Genomic DNA, 23266 nt, shown 5'->3' with positions numbered 1-23266 from the left:
GGTGGCGACTCGGTCGGCGCTGTTGCGTTGGCTGATCGCATGATCAGGCAAGGTTGATCGGTGAAGTCCGTGGCTCGCGCGCGTTTTTGGTCTCCTCCTCGCTCCGCGTTCGCTGGGTTTCGGTTCCCGGTCGAGGTGATCGTGGTGGCGGTGCGCTGGTATCTGCGCTACGGCCTCTCAAATCGGGACGTCGAGGAACTGCTCGCCGAACACGGCATCCAGGTCGACCATGTCTCGGTATACCGGTGGGTGCAGCGGTTCACGCCGTTGCTCGCCGACGCCGCCCGGTTCACCCGCCACACGCCAGGCGACCGTTGGTTCGTCGACGAGACCTACGTCAAGGTCAACGGAGTCTGGCGCTACGTTTACCGCGCCGTCGATCAGCACGGCCAGGTCATCGACGTGCTGCTCACCGACCGCCGAGATACCACGGCGGCCCGGCAGTTCTTCACTCATGCGCACGCTGAAAGTCATCCCGACTGAGGTGGTGACCGATGCCGCGCCGGTCTACCCGGCCGTCCTCGAGGAGCTGGTGCCGGCGGCGTGGCATCACCTCGAGCAGTACGCGAACAACCCGATCGAGGCCGACCACGGCCGGCTCAAGCACCGGCTGAGACCGATGCGCGGACTTCGGACTGATCGGAGCGCCCAGGTGGTGATCGCCGGGCATGCCTTCGTCCAGAACCTGCGCCGTGGACACTACGAACTCGCCGTTGAGGTCCCTCCCGCGCTGCGGGTCGCCGCGGCCTTCACCGAACTCGCCCACGCGATTTGACACCTGCCCCAGCTGAGCTGAACTTGTCTCACGGTCGCGCAACGCAACAGCGCCGCACGTCTCACCCGGTAGAGGCCGTCGCGGGACCGCCCCTGCGTCGGTAGCGTCGGCGCGAACGAATCCACGTCGGGAGCCGGCCGGGTCATTCTCCGGCCGGCTCCCGACGTTTCGACGAACGTGGGAGCGAGTGAAGATGGCCAGAGTTGTCATGCAGGCCGTGGTCTCGGTGGACGGCTACATCGCCTATCCCGATGACACGGTCGGGCCGCTGTTCGACTGGTACGGCAACGGCGACCGCACGGTCCAGGCCAACGAGAAGTGGGCCTTCCAGGTCAGTCCCGCCTCCGCCGAATATGTGAAGCATTTCTGGGACGCCATCAGGGTCACGGTGATCGGCCGCCACCTGTTCGACACCACCGACGGCTGGGCGGGGGTGCCCGCCGCCGGCGACGAGCTCGTCGTCGTCACCCACCGGCCGCTGCCCGCGGAGTGGCTCGCCAGGTTTCCCTACGCGCCGTTCCACACGGCCGACTCGGTCGAGGCCGGCATCGCTCTCGCGAAGGAGATCGCCGGCGACGGTCTGGTCTGCGTGACGGCCGGCGACGTCGGCGGGCAGGCGTTCTCGGCGGGCCTCGTCGACGAGGTGGCGATGGACGTCGTGCCGGTGGTCATGGGCGAAGGAGTCCGGTTCTTCGGAAGCCACACCGGCACCGTCCTGCTCGACGACCCGGACATGATGGTCCAGGGCACCCGTGTCCTGCACCTGCACTACACCGTCAACCACGATCGAAACTGAACCCCGTCAGCCCGTCATGACGAGACAGCGCATAGCCGGCGACAGCTCCGGACGGCGTCCTGGCCGCGTGTCGACCGTTTCGAAAGCGCGGTCCGGCCGGTTCAGTAGCCGCTCCACTCGTAGACCTCGGGGATGGCTTTGATCGCGCCGGTTGGCGCCTTCGGGACGTCACCGAGCTGTACCGGTAGACGAAGGTGAAGGTGAACGCCGGGAACTTGCCGGTGGCGGGGGTCACGACGGACGCGTTGGTGAGCCGGCCGTGGGTGTCGAGTGTCATGGTGAAGGGCAGCTTGGTGGCCGCGTCGCCGAGTGCCTCGAGCCGGGCGTCGCCGAGGATGTCGCTGCCTGAGTCGGTCAGGGTTTTCCATGGCAGGAACGGCATGGCGGCGACTCCGGCGACGTGGTGCCCGGCCGATGGCCGGGCACCACGTCGCCGGGCAGCTAGGAGATCGCGTTGGCTGCGCTGACGATCACGCGGGTGACCTGCTGTGGGTGCAGGATGAGCGTCAGGTGCGGTCCGTCGACTGTGGTGATGTGGGCTTTGGCCCGACCGGCCATGGCCATCTGCGCCTGTTCCGGAATCACCATGTCCTTCGTTCCGACGACCGCCCACGAGGGGATCGTCTTCCAGGCCGGCACTCCGGACGACTCTCCGAGCGCGCTCGTGGCGAGCGGCATCTGGGACGCCGCCAGGGCCTCGGCCTGGCGATGCGACATGTGACCGGTGAAGCCCGGAACGAAGACGCTAGGCAGGACGTAGGAGTCCGCGACGCCGGGCGCCGCGCCCGGGAACGGCACCAGGTTGAAGACGCTGGCCGGGTCGGTGAGCGCGGGCTCGACGACCGAACCGGAGCCCTTGGCGAGGCCGGCTATCGACTCGCCCTGGTCGGGGATGAACGCGTCCACATAGACCAGCGCTTTGACGTTGGGATTTCCGGTCGCCGCGTTCGTGGTGACGAATCCGCCGTAGGAGTGACCGACCAGCACGATCGGGCCCTTGACGGTGCTGAGGTAGCTCTTGAGGTAGGCGGTGTCACTGGCCACGCCGCGCAGCGGGTTCGGCGCCACGTCGACGGTGTATCCCGCGCTCTGCAGGAGCGAGACCTCGCGACTCCAACTCGACCCGTCCGCCCACGCTCCGTGTACCAGGACAATGGTTGGTTTGGCTGTGGTCGAACCGTTCGCCACCGCGGCTGAGGTGGTCACCGCGGTGACTCCCGCGATCACCCCGGCCGCCGCGGTCGCGGCTACCAGCCACCGCCAGATGTTGGCCCTTTTCATGGATTACCTTTCGATATTCAAGTCGGTGAGGGAAATCATTCGGCGAGAAAGTTGATGAGGACCTTGTTGACCTCGTCGGCGTGGGTCCAGCCCATGCCGTGCGGGGCGCCGGCGATGACTTCGAGGCGACTGCCCGGGATCATCTCGTGGGTGCGGCGGCCGCTGATCTCGAACGGAACGATCCGGTCCGCGTCGCCGTGGATCACGAGGGTGGGGACCGTGACCGTGGCCAAGTCGTCCCGGAAGTCGGTGTGGCTGAACGAGGTGACCAATTCCCAGGTGCCGATCGCGGAGCCGGCGGCGGCGATGTTCCAGCTCGACTGAATGGCCGCGTCGCTGATGCGGGTGCCGCCGAAAACATCGGCGTTGTAGAAATCCTGGAACAGGTGGCTCAGCCATCCGGGCCGGTCGGCCGCTATCTGAGCCTGGAGGCCGCTGAACAGTTCCGGCGGCGCACCTTCGGGATTGTCGTCGGTGTGCAGCAGGAACGGCGGCACCGCGGACATGAATACGACCGAGGCGAGCCGGTCGACGCCGTGGGTGCCGACATAGCGGGCGACCTCACCGCCGCCCATGGAGAATCCGACAAGCGTGGCGTCGCGCAGGTCGAGTTCGGTCATCAGCGTGTCGAGGTCGGCGACCAGCGTGTCGTAGTCGTACCCGGTGGCCGGTCGGCTCGACGCCCCGAACCCGCGCCGATCGTAGGTGATGACGCGAAAACCGGCGTTCAACAACGCCACGACCTGGCGTTCCCAGGACGCGCCGCTGAGCGGCCAACCGTGGGCAAGCACGACCGGCCGGCCGGCGCCGTGGTCCTCGTAGTAGATCGAGATCGGACCAGAGTTCTCCTGGCCCACGGTGACGAATGGCATGTGCTACTACTCCTCGTGAATCGCCTGCGATGCGGATAACACCTGCATGCGGCGCATTTCCGGACTGGTCCCATCCGACCACGGACGCAAGGGACGGGCATCGCATGGTTTGGTGAACTCGGCCCCGGATGCCTAGCTCGGTGTGGTGTCGCCGCCGGTTTCGGTCTGTTCGCGTAGTGCGACGGCAAGTTCGGCGCGAGATGTCACACCCAGCTTCGCGAACGCGTGCCGTAGGTGCGTGCTGACGGTGTGCGGCGAGAGCGACAGAGCGGCGGCGACTTCACGGTTCGTGGCCCCGTCCACGACGAGCCGGACGACGTCCCGCTCCGCCCGGGTGAGGCGACCACCGGTGTGGTGCGAGTCCGCCTCCGGGCCGAGGATCGCCCGTGGCCGGCGTACGCCCAGGTCGCGTAGGTGTCGTCGGATCCGTGCCGCCGGACGTTCCGCGCCTGCGGCCAACGCCAGCGCCAACGCCTCGTCCAGCGCCGCGATTGCACGGGCCGGTGACGATTCCAGAGCGGCCACGTCCTGCAGCGCATTCACCAGCGCCAGCGTCCGCCCGACCGGACGAAGCACGTCGATCGCCCGGCCGATGGTGTCGATGTCCTCGTCGTACAGGCCGCGGCAGTGCAGCGCCACCGCTACGAACAGAGGAACCTCGTGATTGATCTTCGCGCGGGTCTCGGCGAGGTCGAGCACCCGCGTGGCGATGTCCGTGCGACCGCCCCGGCGGGCGATTCGCAGCATCGTGGGGGCGTCGGCCGGCTCGGCGAACTGCATCTCCGGCATTTCCGAGCCGGCGAACGCGTACGGCGCGATCGCCTCCCCCAAGAGCTGCGCGGCGCGTTCCGCCTGCCCGACGCCGTCCGCAGTGATGGATTCGATCCACCAACCCATGGATCGCACCAGGACGGAGTCGTCCCGGGTCATCGAGCGGACTCGTTCGGTGGCTCGTCGCACCTGCTCCGGGTCGCCGATAGCCAAGGCCGCCCGGCAGAATGCCACGCCCGCCGTAGCGGCGGCGATGTTGTCCATCTGGGCGCCCTCCACTTCGGCCAGTGCGGCGTCGGCCGTCGCGAGCGCGGCCGCCAGCCGACCGCCGTCGAGGAGGACCTTGGACCTGGCCAGACGCAACTGACGCCCGAAGGTCACGTCGCTCCGGCGGACCGCCTCGGCCGCACCCCGGTCGATCTCCGCGAGGGCCGCGTCGAGGGCGCCGACACGCGAGAGCAGCAGCGGGAGCCACGTCACCGCGACCCAGTGCCGATGCTTGCCGCCCAGCCGGCGCGCAAGCATCTCGGCGCGGTCAGCCATCGCGAGCGCGCCCGACCAATCGCAAACCAGCGTGCGCACGTACGATGCGGCGAGCAGAACGGCGCTGGCTGCCGCGTCGTCGACGCCCTGGTCGAGAAGTGCGAGCGCCCGAGGCAACTCGGCCAACGACTTCTCCGAACGCCCGGCGAGCGCGAGGTTGACGAGGCGGTGCGCCCGCAGCGCGGCCTCGGTCGATCGCGACGTCGGCCCGGCAGCCAGGCCGGCGTCGGCATGCCACACCGCCCGAGCGAACGACTGCTGGCCGATCACCTCGCTGAGCTGGAGGTGCAGGATGGCGGCGGCGTCGGCGTCCCATCCCGAGCGGGTCTGCTCCCGCTCGGCCACCAGGCGAGCGCCCGAGAGGTCGCCGCTGCGGCTGAGGGCGAACACGGCTCGTCGTGCCAATGCGAATCGTCGGCTCCAGGCCGGCGGCGCGAGTTCGACGGCACGGCGAAGAAGCTGGGCAGATTCGGCCGGACGTGTCTTGGACAACTCGGTAGCGGCGCGATCGAGCAGCCGGACCGTATCGACATCGCCGGCTTCTGCCACCGCGAGCACCGCCGTCACGCCCGGATCGTCGCGGTCCTGGAGGTCCGGCAGCGTCAACAGACGCCGTCGCAGCGATCGCAGGAGCACCCGCGGAAACTCGTCCTGGGCGGCCGCACGGACGAACTCGTGCGGGAACAGCAGGCAATCGCCGTCTGGCACGAGCAAGCCATCCGCGATCAGGGCCTGGGCTCGCCGTTGTACCGCTTCGGCCGGCCAACCGAGCGCCGCGGCGGCGACGCCGACGGTGAACCGCGTGCCCAGCAGCGATGCCAGGGCCAGCAGAAGCTGCGTGTCCTCGGGCAGCACGAGCAGCCGGCCGGCGAGGTCGTGCCGGAGTCGCACCGGGACGGACTCGCCGGAAGGTTCGCCCGCGGCGGCGGGCAACTCGTCCAGAAGCCCGCGGAACAGCGCGTTCAACTGCCGGGGCTGACGATTGGTCAGCCGGCTCGATCGGACCGGGTCCAGTGCATCCGGAACTCCGAGCGCGGTGGCGAGGCGTTGGACCGCGTCATCGTCGAGGGGTTCGAGCGGGATCGTCCGGCAGTCGCTCGGGAGCGGGTCGCCCGGGCGTTGTGCCGCGAGGAGCCACAGGACGGGGACGTCCGCCAGCATCGGCGCCCCCTGCCGGACCGCCGACGCCGACTGCGGGTCGGCGCCATCGACGTCGTCGATGACAATCGCGATCGGACCGTCCGCGGCCAGCCGCCGCAGGTGCGCGGCGATCTCCGGGACGACGGACGCGTCCGAGCCCGCGGCGAGGTCGTCCAGATCGAGGAGCGGCATCGATCCGGAGGCCAGGGCGGCGAGCAGGGCCCCATAAGGCACATTCGGGCCGTACGAGACACCGGAACGAGCCACCCGGAAGCCATCACGTGCCGCGAGCCCAGCCGCGATCGCTGTCATTGTGGTGCGGCCGGAACCTGGCGGGCCGATGAACGCGACCGTCGCGCCGGCGCCTTGTCCAACCCTGGCGATGACGGTCTCCGCCGCCTCGATACACAGCTCGCGACCCTCGATCACCGCGCCGGCGTCGTTTGATGCCGCGCTGGGACCGCTGGGATCATTCGTCTCCGGAGGCAAGGGCTCTGGTCAACTCCACCCGTGAGCGGACGCCGAGTTTGCGGAACGCGCGCCGCAGGTGGGACGCGACCGTGTTCGGCGAGAGAAACAACATCGCGGCCGTCTCCCGATTGGACGCTCCGGCCGCGACCATGGCAACCACTCGCTCCTCGGCGGGTGTGAGCGTCCGCCGGCGATGCAGAACCTCGTGTCGCAGTCGGGTGCGGACGGCTCCTCGCTCGCGTAACCGGCGGCTCACCCGGGCCGCGTCGGCGCTGGCGCCGGCCATCTCCATCATGTGGAGCGAGTCCCGCAGCAGGTCACAGGCGGAGTCGTCGTCGACGGTCACATCCGCAAGGTCTTCGATGACGTTCGCTCGTACGAGGGCGCGCGGATGAGCTTCGAGCAGCCGTGACGCCTCCAGCAGCAGGACCGGATCGCCTTGCGCCAGCCCTTGGGCATGAGTCGCGATCGCGGTCAAGAACCGCAGTTCCGGGCTCCGCCTCGCCAGCGACATCGCGGTGCCGACGGCGAACCGGGCCAGTTCGTCGTCGCCGACAGCGTTCGCCAGTCGTACCAGCATCGGTAGTTCCGCCGGATCCCAGTACGGCCACTCCACACCCGGGCCCGGGCGAAATACCTGCCAGGCGTACTCAGCCGCGGCGGCGGTGTCGCCGTCTGCAGCCGCAAGCCTCGCCAGCAGCCAGATCGCGGTCGCGCGGACCGGGCCGGTTTCCCGTGCCGCCATGCCGGTGGCCAACTGCCGGATCCGGGCCGCGGCGGCGACATCGCGCGCCCGGACGACGCAGTCGCCGGCCGTGACCAACGCGACCATGTCCGCGAGGTTCGCGTATTGGCCCGTTCGGTTACTGGCCAGCACTCGGTCGGCGTGGGTCCGCGCCCGGCTCAGATCGCCGGCGAGGTAAGCCAGTCGGGCCCGCACCGCATCGGCCAGGCGCGGCGACGCTCCCAGAGGCACCCGCAACGCCCGGTCGAGGTCCGCGGTGGCATCGTCGATCTGGCCGATGGCACCCAGAAGCAGGGCGCGATGGAGTGCCGCCGGCCGGGTCTCGGCGACGGCGTGCGATTCGGCTGCGCTGCGCGTATCCGCGAGCCCGATTGCCGTGCCCGCGAGCTCCACCGCGGCGGACCACCGCAGTGCCTGCACGGACTCCACCGACTCGCGCATGGTCCGGTAGACGCCCGCGACCGCGTCGTCGACTGCCGGTTGTCGCGGCGGGGCGGGACGAACACCGGACATGCTGCCGGTCAGCGCGGCGAACGCCTCCATGCGCGCGGCGATCAGATCGAACCGGCGTGCCGGGTCATGCTCTGCGCTCAACGCAATGGCGTCGACCACCTCGATCGCGTCCGTGAAGGAACTCTCGATCGCCAGTAAGGTCGCGATCGACTGCAACGCCCGGCAGCCCCGAACACCGCCGGAATCCGCGAGCTCAAGGGCCGCCTCCCGCTCGCCGGACAGCCACAGCAGCCGAACCGCGTCCGCGTGTCGAGCGACCCAATCGGCTGATGCCACGGGCGTCAGGTCGAGCGCGCGGCGTGACCATCGGATCGCGTCGCCCGCGCACGACGTGGCCACGGCCGCCGCCTGAAGAATGCCAAGGGCTGCGGCGTCGCCCATGTCGGCCACGTCGAAAAGCTGGTCGGCCACGTCGATCGGCGAGGCCCCCCGCGTCAGCTTGACGTCGACGCGGCGGCGGCTCAGATGACGGAAACGCTCCAGGGACAGTTCAGATGCAACCACACGGCGGGTTATTTCCTGGGCGAACCGGATGGTATCGCCGCTCTCCACCCAGACGCCGCAGCCAAGGAGGTCCGCAGCGGCCCCGATCACCGACACCGGATCGCGCTGCAGCACATCGGCGAGCTCGGCCACGGTGAACGGCTCCAGAATGACCGAAGCCTCGACGAACAGCCGGTGCGCGGCGGTGGGCACCGTCGCGATGAGCCGATGGACGGCCGCGTGCACCGTGTCCGGAAGGCCAGTGCCGACGTGGGCGGGAGCGCCCTCGCGGAGGCCGGTGAGCAGTGGCAGGAGCAGCGCCGGCGCACCACCGGCCTGGGCCGCCACCGGAATGGCCGAGGGCATTTCAAGATCGCGGACGATCTCATCGACCGCCTCGGCGGTCAGCGCCGGCACCGAGATCTGCCGGACGCCTGGCGTCTTGGCAAGGCTGTCGAGGGCAGCGGTGACATCACGCCGATGGCGTCCAAGGGTCGTCGCCACGAGCCACCGGATCGGCAGCTCCGCCAGGTCGATCGGAAAAGCTCGCAGCCCTGCCAACCCGAGCGGGTCCAGCCGGGGCAAGTCATCGATCGTGATCAGGAGCGGATCCCGGCGCGCCGCCGCCGTGAGCCACTGTCGCCATGCGTGCAGCCGTCTGTAGGGATCAATCAGGTTGCCGTCCACGTCGGGTCCGGCCGGGAAACCGTGCGCCACCCGTATGCCACGACCGGCCGCCAGACCCTGTGCCTCGACCAGCAGGCGACTCAGGCCCACGCCGGACGCGCCAGTCAGCACAGTTACGCCGCCACCGCCCCCACGCACACCGGACAAAAAGCCTGAAAGCTCCTGAATGATCTCGACACGACCGCGAAGCGGGCTCTGCGTCGACGCCACGGTCGGTCGCGATCCCACCGTTCGCACGCTGCCACCCCCACCGCGTCAGTGATCTTCCGGGGCCGCACCGGGCGGACACCTCCACAGTTCCACTATCCTCCGGGAGCCGTCATCACGTGTTTGGAGTAATCGAGACCCGCAAGAGGCACAGCGACTCGCTTGCTCAGACGCTTGGACCGTGACGTGCGATGACGCCGACGAGGGCGATCGCCATGACACTTCCCCACGTCCAAATCCCGCCTGGTGACTTCGGCGGCAAACGGGTCCTGATCACCGGCGCCAACAGTGGGAAAGGCTTCGGGCTCACCGGCCGGTTCGCCGGCGCCGAGGTCATCCTCGCCGTACGCAACGAAGCGAAAGGACTTGCCGCGCTCGAGCGGGTCCGCACCAGTCGGGGTGTCACGGTCGCTCGACGCCCCCACGGAGGTTCTCATGCACAAGCTGGTGGTCCTGTATGCCAAGCCCGCCGATCCCGACCACTTCCGCGACTACTACGTGACCAACCACCTCCCGCTGGTCAGGCAGATGCCCGGCCTGCTCGCATGCCGCTACAGCTTCGACGTGGCAGCGACACAGGGAGAGACGCCGTACTTCGCGGTCTTCGAGGCCGAGTTCGCTGACACTGTGGCAGTGACCGCGGCACGGGAGTCTCAGCAAGGCCGGCGGGTCGTCTCCGGATGGTTCGCGGCCCGCAGCGACCGGTCCCAGTCACGGATCAGGCCGCCCCAGTCGGTCTCGTCGAGACCGGCGCAGAGGGAGTCGAGGGTGTACAGGGCCATGGTTCGTCACCTGCCGAGTCAAGGGGTCTACAAGCGGCGTGCTCGACCCGGCACCACGTCCCATGATCACAAAAGAGGGCCTCTGACCTGCAGAGACCCTCTCGCTGTCGGGCTGACAGGATTTGAACCTGCGACCCCTTGTACTGACTCACAGGGTTTCCGGTCCTTTCACTGCCTGCCACGAACCGTCATCTACCTGCGGAAACGCCTCCCGGAACCGTCGTCGGCTTTCACTGCTTGTCTCGCCTTCGCATTGTTTTCGAGGCGTAAACGAGGGGCGGTCAAACTCGCCCTCTCCCCCGCCGAAGGTTCGTCGATGGTGTCGGCAGGCAAGCTGTCCAGTGGTCCGACACCCGCAGATCGGCAGGTCATCGGCCGCTATCGCCAGCCGCCCCTGTAGGGAGCAGGTTTTGGGATGTATCCCGCCACCGAGATCGACCTGCACCTCGATCGTATTTGCGCAGCTCAGCGACCGAATCCGACAGCGCCTGGGGGCGCGTTTCGGGCCCTCGATGTACGGCACCAACCTGCTCCCCGTCGACACCATCTCGCCAAAGAGGACCAGCCGCGGTGCCGTGATCGCCGACATGACGGCCGAAGACCAGCGATCCGAGAGCAGCCGACCGTACGCAGCCCACGGCCGCCGAACTCGCCGGCGATGCCCACCACCGACCGGCCGACCCGCCCGGCCTGAGCGGCAACAGTGACAGCACTCGCCCGTCGCCTGCCCCGGTGACGGGAAAGCCGACCCACTTCGCGGCCGGCTCCCCCGAGAGGACTACCCGGCACGCTGCAACCACCAGCTCCGGCAGCCACCACAGCGGATCACTATCACCACACCCCCGCGCGGCTGCATAACGGTGCGTAGCGTTCGGATCGCGGCCAAATCCGCACACCCGATCTTGGCGGGATCGTGGGGGTCGTGGACGGCTTCCCGTTGTCGCGAGCCGCTCAAGCCGGAGCCGTGCCGCTCAGCGCGGCTGGATCGGAGGATCGAAGTAGCTGACCTCCTCACGGACGATCGCGCTGCTGGCAACGGTGTACAGGGACAGTTTCGTCGCCTCAGTGCGCTGCCCGGTCGGGCGGTGGGTCTGGTCGAAGGTGAACCGGACGGCGAAGCGATCGCCGCCGACGAACGGGCCGTCGGCGGTCACGGCGTGGATCTCCAGGTCGGCGGTCAGCCGCTCGGCGTTGGCCATGATGTCGGGCAGCCCGTGCAACTCGATGCGCTCGCCGCCGGTCTCGGCGGGCGCGATGCGGACCAAGCCTGGGTCGGTGAGCGTCAGCGCGCGGTCCAGCCGCCCGGCGCGGTACGCCTCGACGTAGCGCCGGGCGACCTCCTCGACCGGCAGCGGACGGAAGTCGGCAGCGTGGTCGCGGGCCCACGACGCTATCGGTCGGGCCGACGATCCGGTCAACTGTCGTACCGCGTCAGTCACCGGCTCCGGCGTGGTGACCAGCGAGGCCCAGTACGCCAGGGCGGCGTCGGCAAAGCCGGGCTCCGCCCAGCTCAGCATTTCCGCCCGGCCTCGTCGTGTCCAGCCTCTTGGGCCGACACCGGTAGACCGGCCGCGTTCGGCGAGCAGTTCCTCGACGTCGCGATATGAGAGGCCGTAGCGCAGATACCAGCGCACCGCCACCACGATCACCTCGACCGGGAACCGGAACCCAGCGAACGCCGTGAGAGGAGGAGACCAAAAACGCGCGCGAGCCACGGACTTCACCGATCAACCTTGCCTGATCATGCGATCAGCCAACGCAACAGCGCCGACACGAGGAATCACGTAGGTCTGCATTGCCACGGTTCCAGCCAACGTGACGGCACCAGACTGGTAGATCTCGACCAGAGCCTGCGCGTAAAGGCGGTCGTTGGCTTGGTCATCACCGCGGGCCGTCGGCTCTGCGGGCGATGTCCACCCGACCGCGGACACCGCGTTTGCGATAGATGCGGGTGAGATTCGCCTCGATCGTCTTCTCTCGTAGCAGCAGGATCGCGGCGATTTCGGCGTTGGTGTTCCCGAGCTCGACCAGCTCGACGATTCGTTGCTCGGTCGGGGTGAGCGGGCCGTCCGTGGAGTGGGCCAGCTTGGCACGTTCGGCGCGTGCCTGTCCTGCCCACCCGTCGGCACCCAGCTTCTCGAGGAGTCTGACTGTCTCGTCCAGCGCGGCGGTGGCGGCCCGGCGCAAGCGTGCTCGGCGGCGCGCTGTGCCAAGTATGAGGAGGAACCGGCCCAGCTCAATCGGCACCTCGCTCTGGCGTGCGGCCGGCAGCATTGCCTCGAGGTCAGCCGCGGCTTTAGCCGCGTCACCCGTGGCCAGGTCGAGCACCGCCCTGCAGCGGGCGGCGGCGATTTGCGCAAGTGGGTTGTCAAGCAGGTCCGCCTTGGTCCGGAACCAGTTGAGCCGATCGGCCGCCTCGCCGGTCCTGCCCACTCGGGCGTAGCTCTCGATGAGGTCCGTCTCAATTCCGGTCATGAGGATGTTGCCGAACGCGTGTCCCCACATCGACTCGGCGACTGGGTCCAGCCAGGCGACGGCGGCAGCCGGGTCACCGATCGACAGTTCCAGGTGGGCGGCGATGCCGCGCAACAGGATGAGGTCGACGATCGAGTCGTTCACGACGTTGGTGGCGAGTGCCTCGGTGACCGTTCCGCGTACCTCCGCGGTGTGCCCGCGGCCGGCGGGCACCAGGGTGCGTACCACATAGCGATCGGTGGTGAACTCGACGCCGTGGACGGTCGAGTTCTGCAGGATCGCCAGGGCGTACTCGTCGGCCTGCGCCCAGCGCCCCGCCGCGAACTCCACGAGCATCAGGCACTGCAGACTGCTGACCAATCCGTGGGTGTGCCCCGACTGCTCACTCGCTTGGTGTACCTGCTCGAGTCGGGATCGGGCCGCGGACAGCTCTCCTCGCTCCAGGTGCCAGAGGCCGAGGGTCGCCTCCGGTGTGAGCATGGGTATCTCTGTCGGATCCCATCCGGGGAGGTCGACTGCCTCTTGCAGCAGGCGTCCGGCCTCCGGAAGTGGAGTTGCGGCGGCGAGGCGGGCTTGGACGCCGAGTGTCCAGCGAAGAATGTCGGGTCGCTCCGTCGTCCGGGCGACCCGCACGGCCTGCTCGGCCAGCGGGCGCGCCGCCTCGAATTTCCACTCCCCCATCAGCCAGTTCGCGAGCAGCGCGGAGGTGTAAGCGTGCTTGGCCGGGTCGGCCGCCAACTGTTCCACAGCCTCGGCGAGAAGCTCGCAGGAGACGGCGTATGCCGGTTCCAGGAGGCTCCGGAAGAAGGTCAGGCGCCCTCGAACCACGTCCTCGTCCGGCGGATCCTCGGCAATCCACTGGGCAGCGAGGACTCTGGCTCGTTCCCGTTCGTCGGCGCGCTCCAGAATCTCGAGCATGTCGATGCGCCGGTTCCAGGCAGCCAGGCTGGCGCCGTCCGGGCTCAGCCGCAGTGCCGCCTCTGCCAGCACGACGGCGCCGGCCAACATGCCCCGCCGGGACATGCGCCACGCCACGTCGGCCACCAGCGCGGCGACCTCCTCGTCCGGACCATCGGTGCCCTCCGCCAGATGGCCGGCGGCCTCGTCCGGGTCCGAGACGACCGACGCCAGCATTCGGTGCGCGGTTCTTCGCGCCGACCGGTCCATCGATCGCAGGACCACCTCAGTGACTAGCGGGTGGGTGAACCGCACGACCTCCGTAGGCTCGCGGTACTCCAGTACCTCCAGCCGCACTGCCTGTTCGATTGCGGCGTCGGCCGATTCGCCAAGCAGCGATCGCAACAGCCGCCGAGTCGGCTGCTGCGTGAGAGCCGCGAAGCGGACCACCTCCGTGGCGACCAGACTCAGCCGCAGCAGCCGCGCTCGGAGCGAGTCGGCCAACGTGGGGGGTACGCGGGCATCGTGTCGACCGGATGCCGCTGTCTCGCGCGCTAGTTCCAATGCCGTATACGGGTTGCCACCAGACAACGTCACCACACGGCGAATTACGCCAGTGGGCCACGGCCCAGGGAATCGCTCCGTGACCAGGTGATACAGAATCGCGTCATCGAGCGGTGGCACAGCAATCGTGACCGCGTCCTGCGCCAGCTCGTGAAGAACAGTCCGCGCGATACCGCTACCCTCGTGGCCTGCCCGGACTGCTACTAACCATCCGATCGGAAGGTCGCGGAGCCAGGTGGCCGCCAGGCACAGCAGGCGCGCTGTGTCCGGGTCCAGCCACTGCGCGTCGTCGATCGCCAGGACCACGCGCCGGCGCACGCAGAGCGCCCGTAGGGCGTTCGTCACCGCCCGGACGAGCAGAAAGCCGTCGACCTCGTGGTCATCGGCGGTCATCCGCAGGGTGAACCGCAATGCGCTCGCCTGCGGGTCTGGGAGCTGATCGAGAACCTCCCGGACGGCTGGGTCGAGCAGGTCAGCGAGGTTCCCCAGGGGAACGTCTGCCTCTGCGCGAAGACCAGTCGTCGCCAGCACTTGCCCACCCGCAGCCGCCGCGTCGGCGGTTGCCGCCCGCAGCAACGATGTCTTACCGATTCCAGGTGCGCCGACGAGCACGGCGGCGGAAGCACACTGTGCCGATCTCCACGCGATTTGGCACGCCGAGAGGTGATCTTCCCGGCCGAGCAATGGCATGGACCATGCTACCGCTGCGCCGTGGCGAGCGAGCGGTGCGGGAATGTGCACCCCTCGTCCGCCGTGTCGCTATCGGCTGCTATCTCAGGCTTAGGTTATAGGCGACCGAAGCCGCCGAACGTCTCAATGATGATCTCGGCGTGCCTCTTTGCCGCCGTGTCCAAGCGATTCGGCGGCGGACGCAGGCGCTCGAGAGCGCCCCGGTTTCCAGCGGAAAACGCCCAGCGACTATTTCCTTCGCGATCGGCGGCAGAAGAATGCGCGGTAAATCTTGAAATCTCGGCCTACACGGGGCACATTGTCGCGCCATTGTCCGAAATTGCGCGAGGATATTGCTGCTTGGCGGCAATCTGGACCGGGAGGTCACGTACTCCGCCGATTCGGCGAACGAGTTCGGAGGATCTCCCGGTCGAGCAGGTACTTTGCCAGTCAGGCGCCGTCGTTGCCGTCTCTGGGCGGCGGCCAGCCGGATAGTCTGTCACCGAGGACCGCTGAACGGGCGCGCTCAGCTCGGACCTGGCGCTGGAAGAAGTACGTGGGGATGGTGCCGATCGCGACGCCGAGCAGAGCGGCGGTCGAGGCCCAAATCTCCGCGAAGTTCTGCCCTGGGCCGGTGGCACGCCAGAAGATGAGACCAATCAAGGCGAGGAAGCCCAACGCGACGATCGCCGCGGCGATCGCCTGAGCCGCCGATGCCCATCCATTCCTGTTGTCGAACATGGTTTTCTCCTTGGTTGCTGTTGCTATTGCTGCCCGTGTGAGTCGAGGTCGTTGATCAGATCGACCAGGGGACGCGGCGAGCGGGACATGTCTTGTGGTGGCGTCCTCCGGCCGGGCCGGAGGACGCCACCTGACCTGTGATTTCAGGGCTGGCTGGGGTTGTCCCGGCTGCACAGGAACACGACCGTCTTGCCCAGGTGGCACTCGACGTCGAGGACCTGGGTGGTGATGTAGCTGGGGACGCCGAGGAAGCCCGCCTTCCAGAAGTCGAGCTTCAACGTCCCGGATTGCGCGTCCGCGGCGGTCAGATCCACCGACGCTGTCTTGGTGCCGTTCGCCGTCTCCAGCCGGCGGATGGGGAACCAGTAGCCGAAGAAGCTGGCGTGCACCTCGATCCGCTTCCACCAGGTGATGACGTCCGCGATCTGCAGCTGGAGCGTGAGAACGCCGGGTGCGCCGGGCAGGACGAGGTAGTGCCAGCGATCCCACCCGTTGTCGACGAACGTGCCGCTGCCTTGCAGGGCAGCACCGCTGCTCGCGAGTTGCTCGGCGGGCGGGTGGTCGAGTGCGCGGTCGGTCGATTCTTGAATTTGCTGAGTCACGACGGTTCCTTTCGACGGTTTTCATGGCCGAGGTCTGGCAGCTGGACGGAGGCGCCCGGCCGCGCGGGACCTCGGCTCTCATGAGGCGGGCAACGGCTTGCGGGCCTGCGGTGCCAGCAAGCTGGTTGTGGTTCGTCATGCTTGCCACCCTGCGGTCGCCTGGCCGCCGTTTCATTGGGGGAAACCCGATGTCCAAGGACGGGATGGCGCTCGGCTGGGGCGGTAGCATCGGCTATGGCGCTGGTGGGCCGGGAAGATCAGTTGTCGGCTTGCCGGGTCGTGGTGAACGAGGGCCGCGCTGCATCCGCCGTGGTTCTCGTCGGCGTGCCTGGCGTCGGCAAGACGTCGGTGCTGCGAGCGGTGACGTCGATGGCTGTGCTTGCGGGTCGCGAGGTGCTAGCTACGACTGGTCTGCCCGGCGGGGCCGCGCTGCCCATGGGCAACATGGCCGACCTTTTCGGCCGGGCGGTTCGCCCGGTGCTCGGGCAGTTGCCCGGACCGCAGGCCGACGCCCTGAGGGTCACGCTTCGGCTGGTCTCTGCCCCGGCCGAGAGCGACGACCTGCTGGTCGCACTCGCCGCCGCAAACGCGGTGCGTGCCCTTTGTATCGATCGGCGGGTGGTGGTCACCATCGATGACGCACAGTGGCTCGACCGCGACTCAGAGCGGTTGCTGACCGTCATGGCTACCTGGCTCCGGGATCTACCCATCAGCTGGCTGCTGGCCGTCCGCAGTGGTCACGAGACGGCCGGCCTCACTGGTGCGATCCTGCACGAACTCGGTCATGACGCAGTTACGGTGACCGTGCCGCCGCTGGATGACGTATCGCTGTACGAGGTGATCGCGGAACGCTTCCCGGGCCCATGGCGCGGTTCCCTGATCGGCCGGATTGTGGCGCTTTCCGGGGGCAATCCGTACACGGCGGTGGAGCTGGCCCGGGAGACCGTCGCATCCGCAGGGTACGACGCGCCGTCGGCGCAAGTTCCTCCGACGCTGGCTGCCTCGCTCCAGGCACGCTTGCGCCGGCTGACCCCGGCCGCAGTGCAGGCAGCACACTTTGTCGCGCTGACCGCCCGGCCGGACCGGCGGCTGCTTCGTCGAGTTATCGGGCCCGCCGGCGACAAGGTCGTCGATCAGGGACTCGAGCCGGTGTTCTGGAGTGCTGCGCGGACCCGGACGGCCGGCTCGCCTTCACCCACCCACTACTCGCCGAGGTCGCCCAGAAGTCGATGAGCTGGTCCGACCGGCAATCCGCACACCTCGCATTGGCGGACGCGGTCGACGATCCGGACGAGGCCGCGCGCCACCTGGCCGAGGGAACGGATGATCCGGACGACGCGATCTCTCTCGCCGTGCACGAGGCGGCCTGGCGCCTCTCGCGCCGCGGGATGCCTGCCGGCGCGGCCACCCTCGGCGAGGCGGCGCTGCGGCTGACACCCACCAGCTCGAAACGGGCCTTGTGGCAGCGCCGCACGGAGCTGCTCGACCTGCTCGAGAGGGCCGGCGAGGTGGACAAGATCAGGCGGCTCGCCGCCTGCTGGAGTGCCGAGGACCCGCCGATGGACACTCCGTTCCGCGGGCGGGTGACCTTCTTCCGCGGGCTGATGGAGCCGGACATCCTCGCCTCCAACCGGCTTCTGTGCGCAGTCCATCGACGAGTCCGCCGGCGATCACAGCAGTCAGACGCACACGGCCGCCCTGGTCGCCTATCGCCTCCTGGGCCAATGGCGATTCGAGGAGGCCCAGCCGTTCGTCGAGCGGGCAGTCCAGTTGGCCGCGGAGGGAGTGCCGCCCGAGGTACAGCGCTGGGTAGCCGGCGTACGGGGGTGGGCGGCAGCGGTGACACTCGATCCCGCGGCGGGCGACTTGCTTCGCGAGGCGGTACGGCAACCCGGAGCGGAACGGATGTGGGTCGCGGGGCTCTGCCCGGAAGTCGACCTCGCACACTGGCACCTCGGGCGAGGGGAACTGACCGAAGCGGGTCTCCTCCTCGACAAGGTGCGCACCGCTGTCGAGAGCTCCCACCATGTCGGCAGCACGTTCTGGCTGGAGACACAGACGTTGTTCCTCGACTACGCGGCCGGACGATGGAACCGTGCCGAGGACCGTGCTTCGTCGCTGCGGCGGTACGTGTTCCTGTTCCCCGACTCCGCCGTCGAACAGGCAACAGTGAGCATTGCCCTGGCCGCGGCCCGCGGCCACACCGCAGAAGCCCGGCGGCTGGTATCGCTTGTGCTTGCCGAGGTGCCCGCGGACGATCTTGTCGCATCCGTGTGGATCCGGGGCTTCGCCGCCCACGCCGAGCTGTCGGTCGGCGACCCGGTCGCCGCGGTGAACTGGCTGGACCCGATCGCGGCGCGACTACGCGGCCGGGCGTACGCCGACGCCATGATCGTTTGCTTCGAATGCGATTTGATCGAGAGCTATGCCCGGGTCGGACGCATGGGGGAGGCCGCCGAACGCCTGACCTGGCTGCGACAGACCGCCGACCGGCTGGAACACCCGCTGGCCCGGCTGGTCGGAAGCCGATGCGCGGGGTGCTCGCCCTGGCCCGAGGCGATCCCGCCGCAGCGCTGGCCGAGCTCAACCCAACGCTGCCTGAAGCCCGGCGGACCGAAGTACCGATCGAGAAAGGCCGCTTCTGCTCACGCTCGCCTCGGCGCAGAGACGAGCCCGAATGCGGCGTGCCGCCGCCACCTCCATCGATGAAGCAATCGTAATTTTCACCCGACTGGGCGCCGAAGCATGGACGGTCCAGGCGCGCGCCGAGCGCGCTAAGCTCGCCCATCAGTCCGACGGCACCCTCACTCCAACCGAGCAACGCATCGCCGACCTCGTCCAGCTCGGTCGGACCAACGCCGAGATCGCCACAATCCTGCTGCTGCGCGAGAAAACGATCGAGGCCAACCTCACCCGCATATACCGCAAACTTGGCATCCGCAGCCGAAAAGACCTGATCCGGCTACACCAATGAACCGGCAATCACACATTTCCAGGCGGCTCGCCTCATCAATTCTCGCTGGCTTGCACTGCCAAGAGATTACAGCCGCAGCCGCAATTTTGATTAGTTCCTAATTGTCGGTGGCGCACTCGTAGACCCATGATCGAGTGCACTCACATCGGCTACTTGTTTCATTGCTCTAGGACCGCGGCCCGGCCAGGCTTCGGTCCAGGCGTCCGGGCTGTCGCTCTCATTTCGGCTGCCCACCTTGGTGTGGCTCTCATTTGGCCTGCGCAGTCCCGGGCGTCGCTGCAGGGCAGGGAGTGGCTCAAGAGGGGTTTGCACAGCTCGAAGTAGCGATGCCCTCCCGGCTCGACGAACCTGTCGGATCGAGCAGAGGGAGAGTCAGTGAGCCTGCCAGAGCGTGTGGTGATCGGCATGGACCCGCACAAACGCTCCGCCACCATCGAGGTGATGGCCGGCGACGAGACCATCCTGGGCACCGGCCGCTTCGGCACTGACCGCGCCGGCTACTCGGCCATGGTCACGTACGCCAAACAGTGGCCAGACCGGGTCTGGGCGATCGAAGGCTGCCAGGGCATCGGCCGGCACATCGCCACCCGGCTGCTCGCCGACGGCGAGCAGGTCACCGACGTCCCGCCGAAACTGTCGGCGCGGGCCCGGGTGTTCGCGACCGGCCAGGGCCGCAAGACCGACGCCACCGACGCGCATTCGGTCGCGCTGGTCGGCACGCGCATGGCCGGGCTGCGTCCGCTGGTCAACGACGAACAGCTGGCCGTGTTACGGATCCTGGTCGACCGTCGCCGTTCCCTCGGCGAGGACCACACCCGGATGGTGTCGCAACTGCACCAACTGCTGCTGGAACTGATCCCCGGTGGCGCCAAGAAGAGCTTGTCCGCTGCCCAGGCGAAGGCGCTGCTGGCACGGTCCGGCCCCGGGACGCGGCCGGCAAGGCCCGGCGCCGGGTAGCCGCCGAGTTGATCGCTGACCTCGAGCGCGTTTACCAACGCTCGAAGCAGGCCGACAAGGAACTCAAAGACCTGGTCGCTGCGACCGGCACCACGCTGATGGACCTGCCCGGCATCGGCCCGTCGGGCGCGGCGCGGCTGCTCGTGGAGGTCGGTGACGTCACCCGGTTTCCGGACCGGGGTCACTTCGCGTCCTGGAACGGCACCGCGCCGATCGATGCGTCCTCGGGCGACCAGGTCCGGCATCGGCTCTCCCGGGCGGGCAACCGGCAGATCAACCGGGTCCTGCACATCATGGCGACCGTCCAGCTGCGCCGTCCAACTGAAGGACGCGCCTATTTCGACCGCAAGAAGGCAGCCGGCAAGACGTCGATGGAAGCGATGAGGGCCTTGAAAAGGCGGCTGTCCGACATCGTCTACCGGCAGATGATCAACGACGCCACAGCAGCGCTGGCGACGGGTCCGGGAGGACACCGGGGCACGTCTACAAACTCCAGCGTGACCAGCTCTCATCCCCATGCCGGCTCTTCGGAAAAGTCACTTCCCGAACCCGCCGACAACAAGCTTAGAGTCTCGACCTCGATGGCGCCTTGACAGAGAGGGGAGCCAAATCCGGACGTCGCCGGCGACCTCGACATCGCCCTTTGTAGCCGATGCGTTTCGGGCACTGCTCCGGCTCACCCTCCTGCCACCTGGTTCGCGCTTTGCTGCACCAACGCCGGCATCGCCAACGGCTGGATGACGTTCAGCCGCCGCAGCGGCGAGGGTCTCGGGACCACCGGAGACCATCTCAGACCACTTCCGCGGCCCACCACCGCGCAGGATCATGAAGTCATGGTCAGGAAAGCCGCACGGGCGATCGGCACCTTGCCGGGACGCGGTTCGAGCCGCCGCCACGAGGACCGAGATAGATGCCGGTGGCCTGAACGCCCGCCCATCGGTAGCCATCCAACAGGCATCCGCCGTGCCCACTGAATACGGCCTGTGGCCGGGCGGTCAGGCCAAGATCACCGTACGGGCGTTCGTGTCACCGATGTGTCGTGATCATCCTGAGTGGACATCGAGCAACCGCGATACTCAAGGTCGTGGCCACACGCCGATGGCCGGCAGATCGCAGGACGGAATGCCTGTCCAACGCCACTTTCGCAGCGCATGCGCTCGCGTGGAGACCGGACGCCGCACTCCCCCCACGGGCTGGCGTGAAGGACGCGATCACCGACGATTTGGTAAACCGTACGCACGTTCGGGCGAAAATGCGTGTCATGAAGATCCGGAAGCATTCACGGGAGGAAATGAAAAAGGCCAGCTGAGCTGGCCTTTCACAAAGTCGGGCTGACAGGATTTGAACCTGCGACCCCTTGACCCCCAGGCCGTTGGAGTAGACGTTTCCGCACGTCAAGCGCGATGCGCACCGTTCACGGGAATATCAAGTGTGCAGGTCCGCGCACAGGCGCGCATACCGTGTGGTCCCCGGATGGTCCCCGCAGTCCTCCGCCCCGCATAGTGACACCCCTCGATCATCTGTCACTCACCTTTTCCCAGGTCAGTGCCTATCGAGTGACAGCACTGACAGCGGTGACAGGTCCTCAACAGCGTCACTATTCTTTGCGTGCCCGCGCCTTCAAGACCTTTGCCGCTTCAAGGTCGTTGGCCCGGATCGCTTCCAGCCTGTCCGCTAGGTCGACGAGACTTCGTCGTAAGCCCGGACTGGGTTCGCCTTCCAAATCAAAAGCTGAGAGGATTCGAGCATCGGTCGCAAGTGTTGACAATGCCGCAGCGCGCTGCTCCGCAGCCGTGCCCTTAGCCTCGCTCCCGAGAAATCCAGACGCGGCCGACATAGCGGCTGCACAAAGTGCCAAGACGCCGGCAGGAACACGACCCGCTGTTGACGCGAGTGCGGTAGCGCCGGAAACGGCCGCAACCACAGCCGTAGGAAGGCCGAGTATGAGGTGGATCCGACCCCACCGCCGCGCAGATTTTAATTCGGCGCTCGCGACCAGGTTCGCAGTTTCAGCTAACTCCTTGATTTCTGCGCGAAGCCGAAGCACTAGACTGCTATCCCCAGAAATCTGGGAAACAACGATGTCGCCGAAGATAACGCCTGACGCAACAGAGCCTTCACCACCTGCTGTTACTTCGCTGGCTTCGGGCTCGATGCGACTCCATCGTGGCCATTCGTGCAGGGACCGACCTTCATCTTCGTCATAAACCATGCGGAAACTCCGGCCCGACTCTACTCGTCGCTGGAAGGAGGCATCGAGGACCAACTCTCATCATCCCATCATCCCATCATGGTGGACCGAGCGCACGCGACCCGACCGCTTGGCCAGACATCACGAGATTGAGTCAGCTACTCCCCCGTCACCTCTCCCCGCACTTGCATAGCCTGGGCGGCAAGCGGACGCTATATCGAAGCATGGACGGGGAGACGACATGACTATCGATCAAGACACGGCTAGATTCGTCCAGGCCGCACTACCGTGGGTGACAAGTATAGCGACCACGGTTCTGGCTGCAATTGCCATTATTGCAACACGCCGCAACGCGAAGGAGACCGTAGCCAGCCAGCTTAGTCAGCGAATGTGGGATAAGCGGGCCGACGTGTATCGCGAAATCCTCTATTGGACCCAAGTTCAGGATCCGGGCCGCCGGCCGACGTCTAAGGGATTTAAGGAGCGGAGCGACGGTGCAGATGGGACTTTGCTCCTCGCCTTTGATACTGATAGCGAGGAGTGGCATAGATTCGAATGCGGAGTTGAGGCGTATTCGTCGGATGACATCTATCGACTCTTCATGCTGTGGCAAAGTACGTTAACCGCCTGGGCTTGGCAGATGACAAAAGCAGTCATTCACCAGCCGCCCTCCGAGTACCACGGCAAGGCGGAACGAGAACTCGCCGAGTGTTACAAGACGACACACAGCGCCCGAGAGCTGCTCGCAGAGCAAATTCGAGCAGAACTGCGGTTCGAGAAACGCAAGCCACCGCGCATAACTATTCAAGCGCATCGGTTGTTCGGGGTCCGACGGATCGAAGTCAACAGAGACCCAGTCACCCTCCTGGCGGAGCAGATTGAACGGCGAATAGGCACTCTCACCAACAAGCACAGCGAGAGCGAAGGAGCACAAGCGGACGCAACCACGCGCCCAAACCCTTGTGCACCCAGCAATGAGCCCCAAGATCCTGACGCAGCGGGCCGCCATATCTAACGCGCCGCGTCAGTTGAGACTCTCCATCCCGGGTTCGTCGTCTAGTTAGGTCGGGCGCGGACCGGGGAGCCGCTCTGCCCGCGGTCTGAGTTTGGTGCGTCGGCCGCCCGCGCAG

The 23266-nt window shown here is 67.5% G+C and carries 18 protein-coding genes and 3 pseudogenes; 9 read left to right on the top strand and 12 right to left on the bottom strand.

The annotated features are described in order from the left end of the window. Nucleotides 1–69: 69 nt before the first annotated feature. Both A3CQ_RS54145 and A3CQ_RS0126985 read left to right on the top strand, forming a co-directional pair. A pseudogene (locus tag A3CQ_RS54145) lies at nt 70–775 on the top strand (IS6 family transposase). A gap of 193 nt (nt 776–968) precedes the next feature. Beyond that, nucleotides 969–1571, top strand: a complete 603-nt coding sequence (locus A3CQ_RS0126985) for a dihydrofolate reductase family protein (RefSeq protein WP_026206249.1) — start codon at nt 969–971, stop codon at nt 1569–1571. Here the strand turns inward: A3CQ_RS0126985 and A3CQ_RS61070 are convergent. The 5 genes from A3CQ_RS61070 to A3CQ_RS0126965 form a co-directional block, all read right to left on the bottom strand. Next, nucleotides 1552–1953 carry a hypothetical protein gene (locus tag A3CQ_RS61070; protein ID WP_157296382.1) on the bottom strand — a complete coding sequence of 134 codons (402 nt, stop codon included), beginning with the start codon at nt 1951–1953 and terminating at the stop codon, nt 1552–1554. The two genes, A3CQ_RS0126985 and A3CQ_RS61070, sit on opposite strands and share 20 nt — an antisense overlap. 59 nt (nt 1954–2012) lie before the next feature. After that, complete coding sequence (locus A3CQ_RS0126980) at nt 2013–2852, bottom strand: alpha/beta hydrolase (RefSeq protein WP_020514068.1); 840 nt, start codon at nt 2850–2852, stop codon at nt 2013–2015. A gap of 35 nt (nt 2853–2887) precedes the next feature. Beyond that, a complete protein-coding gene (locus A3CQ_RS0126975; protein ID WP_020514067.1) occupies nt 2888–3724 on the bottom strand; it encodes an alpha/beta fold hydrolase in 837 nt (278 codons plus the stop codon). Nucleotides 3725–3856: 132 nt separating this feature from the next. Beyond that, entirely contained in the window at nt 3857–6607 is a 2751-nt protein-coding gene (locus A3CQ_RS0126970) for a helix-turn-helix transcriptional regulator (RefSeq protein ID WP_020514066.1), read from the bottom strand. Between the two features lie 40 nt (nt 6608–6647). Next, nucleotides 6648–9314 (bottom strand): helix-turn-helix transcriptional regulator, encoded by a 2667-nt coding sequence (locus A3CQ_RS0126965; protein WP_157296378.1) that lies wholly within the window; start codon nt 9312–9314, stop codon nt 6648–6650. Nucleotides 9315–9719: 405 nt separating this feature from the next. Here A3CQ_RS0126965 and A3CQ_RS63930 point away from each other — a divergent pair. Further along, nucleotides 9720–9896, top strand: a pseudogene (locus A3CQ_RS63930) (EthD family reductase); the annotation flags it as partial. A 41-nt stretch (nt 9897–9937) separates the two neighbouring features. On the opposite strand, the gene A3CQ_RS63735 reads toward A3CQ_RS63930, so the two are convergent. The 6 genes and pseudogenes from A3CQ_RS63735 to A3CQ_RS0126940 form a co-directional block, all read right to left on the bottom strand. Beyond that, nucleotides 9938–10066 (bottom strand): hypothetical protein, encoded by a 129-nt coding sequence (locus A3CQ_RS63735; protein WP_020514064.1) that lies wholly within the window; start codon nt 10064–10066, stop codon nt 9938–9940. A 971-nt stretch (nt 10067–11037) separates the two neighbouring features. Continuing rightward, on the bottom strand, nt 11038–11583 hold the full coding sequence (locus A3CQ_RS54140) for a nuclear transport factor 2 family protein (RefSeq protein WP_245577346.1): 546 nt from the start codon (nt 11581–11583) through the stop codon (nt 11038–11040). Between the two features lie 51 nt (nt 11584–11634). After that, nucleotides 11635–11715, bottom strand: a pseudogene (locus tag A3CQ_RS63040) (IS6 family transposase); the annotation flags it as partial. Between the two features lie 232 nt (nt 11716–11947). After that, nucleotides 11948–14692 (bottom strand): AAA family ATPase, encoded by a 2745-nt coding sequence (locus tag A3CQ_RS0126950; RefSeq protein WP_084699235.1) that lies wholly within the window; start codon nt 14690–14692, stop codon nt 11948–11950. Between the two features lie 429 nt (nt 14693–15121). After that, entirely contained in the window at nt 15122–15412 is a 291-nt protein-coding gene (locus A3CQ_RS0126945) for a hypothetical protein (RefSeq protein ID WP_020514061.1), read from the bottom strand. A gap of 143 nt (nt 15413–15555) precedes the next feature. Then, complete coding sequence (locus A3CQ_RS0126940) at nt 15556–16014, bottom strand: hypothetical protein (protein WP_020514060.1); 459 nt, start codon at nt 16012–16014, stop codon at nt 15556–15558. A 234-nt stretch (nt 16015–16248) separates the two neighbouring features. Between A3CQ_RS0126940 and A3CQ_RS0126935 the strand changes: the two genes are divergently transcribed. From A3CQ_RS0126935 to A3CQ_RS63030, 5 genes are all read left to right on the top strand, one after another. Beyond that, the gene (locus A3CQ_RS0126935) at nt 16249–17247 is read left to right on the top strand and encodes an AAA family ATPase (RefSeq protein WP_026206247.1); all 999 of its coding nucleotides are present in this window, start codon (nt 16249–16251) and stop codon (nt 17245–17247) included. A 606-nt stretch (nt 17248–17853) separates the two neighbouring features. Further along, nucleotides 17854–18723, top strand: coding sequence for a hypothetical protein (locus tag A3CQ_RS57720; RefSeq protein WP_157296376.1), 870 nt, complete (start codon nt 17854–17856; stop codon nt 18721–18723). After that, the gene (locus A3CQ_RS0126925) at nt 18692–18988 is read left to right on the top strand and encodes a helix-turn-helix domain-containing protein (RefSeq protein WP_020514058.1); all 297 of its coding nucleotides are present in this window, start codon (nt 18692–18694) and stop codon (nt 18986–18988) included. Before A3CQ_RS57720 ends, A3CQ_RS0126925 begins: the two co-directional genes overlap by 32 nt. 375 nt (nt 18989–19363) lie before the next feature. After that, nucleotides 19364–19945, top strand: a complete 582-nt coding sequence (locus tag A3CQ_RS63035) for an IS110 family transposase (RefSeq protein ID WP_245577343.1) — start codon at nt 19364–19366, stop codon at nt 19943–19945. A gap of 8 nt (nt 19946–19953) precedes the next feature. Beyond that, nucleotides 19954–20538 (top strand): transposase, encoded by a 585-nt coding sequence (locus A3CQ_RS63030; RefSeq protein ID WP_245577342.1) that lies wholly within the window; start codon nt 19954–19956, stop codon nt 20536–20538. Between the two features lie 1004 nt (nt 20539–21542). Here the strand turns inward: A3CQ_RS63030 and A3CQ_RS61065 are convergent. Continuing rightward, nucleotides 21543–22157 (bottom strand): hypothetical protein, encoded by a 615-nt coding sequence (locus A3CQ_RS61065; RefSeq protein WP_157296374.1) that lies wholly within the window; start codon nt 22155–22157, stop codon nt 21543–21545. Nucleotides 22158–22377: 220 nt separating this feature from the next. On the opposite strand from A3CQ_RS61065, the gene A3CQ_RS61060 reads away from it, so the two are divergent. After that, nucleotides 22378–23151, top strand: coding sequence for a hypothetical protein (locus A3CQ_RS61060; protein WP_157296372.1), 774 nt, complete (start codon nt 22378–22380; stop codon nt 23149–23151). Nucleotides 23152–23266 lie beyond the last annotated feature (115 nt).

Origin of the sequence: Paractinoplanes globisporus DSM 43857, from assembly GCF_000379645.1 — a bacterium.
Classification (GTDB): domain Bacteria; phylum Actinomycetota; class Actinomycetes; order Mycobacteriales; family Micromonosporaceae; genus Actinoplanes; species Actinoplanes globisporus.
The sequence above is the reverse complement of the archived record's forward strand: the minus strand, read 5'-3'. Positions and strand labels throughout refer to the sequence as shown.